Genomic DNA, 1706 nt, shown 5'->3' on the forward strand with positions numbered 1-1706 from the left:
CCGCTGCCGGACGCGGACGAGGTGGCCGGGCGACTGGACGGCCTGGCCCGGCTGCTCTTGGCGGGGACGGAAGCGCCGGCGCTGGTGACGGCGGCCGTGGTCCACGGCGAGCTGCTGGCGCTGCGGCCCTTCGGCTCCTGCAACGGCCTGGTGGCGCGGGCGGCGGAGCGCATCGTTCTGGTCGGCAGCGGGCTCGACCCGAAGTCCATCTGCCCGGCGGAGGTCGGTCACGCGGAGCTGGGGCGCGAGGCTTACGCGCGGGCCCTCGACGGCTACGCGTCCGGTACGCCGGAGGGCGTGGCCTCCTGGATCGCGCACTGCGGGCGCGCGGTGGAGCTGGGCGCACGGGAGAGCGCGGCGGTCTGCGAGGCGCTGCAACGCGGCGCGGCCTGATCGGGGTCCGCTTTCGCACCCCCTGCTTCCCTGAACATGGTTGCGGCGGTACCGAGTTGGTACCGCCGCTGGCATGTCCGTCCGGTTACCAGTGCGTGCTCGATATGTGCCCATCAGGCGGGGACTTTGCCCGTCACCTGGTGCGGCTGGCCCGTATTCGACGGGTCGGCGTCGCGTGGGTGCCTGACTTCCATGCTCGGTCCGTGGGGCCTTGGTGCGTTCTGCGGGAAGATCCTCCCGGATATCCCTGGTCTCGCGGGCCGTTACGTTCTTTGTACTCCAGCGGCCGGGCAACCGGAAGCCCTGGCTACAGATCTTTACTTTTGGCTTCAAACGCGGGCATACGGGGTGCGCTTCCGGTTCGCGTACCAGACCAGCCCGGCCGTGGCCATCGCCGCGCCCATCGCGGCAGCCGCGGCGAGCACCGGGCGGGGCGGCAGCGACAGTGAGGGGACGCGCTGCTTGAGCCGGACCGGGCGGTCGAAGGTGAGCACCGGCCAGCCGCGGGCCGCCGCCTCCCGGCGCAGCCCCCGGTCCGGGTTGACGGCGCAGGGGTTGCCGACCGCCTCGAGCATCGGGACGTCGGTCACGGAGTCGCTGTACGCGTAGCAGCGCTCCAGGTCGTATCCCTCGCTTCGGGCCAGCTCGGCGATTGCCTCGGCCTTGGTGGGCCCGTAGCAGTAGTACGCGATCTCGCCGGTGTAGCGGCCGCCCTCGACGACCATCCGGGTCGCCACCGACCGGTCGGCGCCCAGCAGTTCACCGATCGGCTCGACCACCTCCGCCCCCGAGGTGCTGACGATCACCACATCCCGGCCGACGGCGTGGTGCTCCTCGATGAGCGAGGCCGCCTCGTCGTAGATGATCGGGTCGATGAGGTCGTGCAGGGTCTCGGCGACGATCTCCCGCACCTGCCGCACGTCCCAGCCGCGGCACAGGTCCGACAGGTACCTGCGCATGCGCTCGGTCTGGTCGTGGTCGGCGCCGCCCACGAGATAGACGAACTGGGCATAGGCACTGCGCAGCACGCCCCTGCGGTTGATCAGGCCGCCTTGATAGAAGGACTTGCTGAAGGTCAGCGTGCTCGACTTCGCAATCACGGTCTTGTCGAGATCGAAGAAGGCGGCAGTGCGCGGCAAGGAGTGCTTTTCCACGGAGGCGAGCATAGGCGCCCACCATTCGGCGTAAGCTGGGCGCGTGGGTTTGCTTGAGAAGGCTCTCGGGTACACCATGGAAGTCACGGATCGTTCGCGACCGTGCTAACCCGGCCCGACTCCTCCCCCCCCGAGTCGGCCGTGGGGACGACCCCCGCT

Annotated in this window: 2 protein-coding genes; one reads left to right on the plus strand and one right to left on the minus strand. The window is 70.2% G+C overall.

The genetic code is table 11. The features are described from left to right. On the plus strand, window positions 1-393 hold a 393-nt coding region (locus tag AOK16_RS24595; protein ID WP_478072708.1), incomplete at its 5' end, for a Fic family protein. A gap of 329 nt (window positions 394-722) precedes the next feature. Here AOK16_RS24595 and AOK16_RS24600 read toward each other — a convergent pair. Then, window positions 723-1559: an HAD family hydrolase gene (locus tag AOK16_RS24600; protein WP_055474294.1), complete on the minus strand. Its 837-nt coding sequence runs from the start codon at window positions 1557-1559 to the stop codon at window positions 723-725. Window positions 1560-1706: the final 147 nt, after the last annotated feature.

This window comes from Streptomyces pathocidini (assembly GCF_001418495.1).
Lineage (GTDB): Bacteria > Actinomycetota > Actinomycetes > Streptomycetales > Streptomycetaceae > Streptomyces > Streptomyces pathocidini.

What these genes read in the sequence shown, in the direction of transcription:
- AOK16_RS24600 (WP_055474294.1), bottom strand. Translation starts at nt 1,559, where the DNA reads ATGCTCGCCTCCGTGGAAAAGCACTCCTTGCCGCGCACTGCCGCCTTC.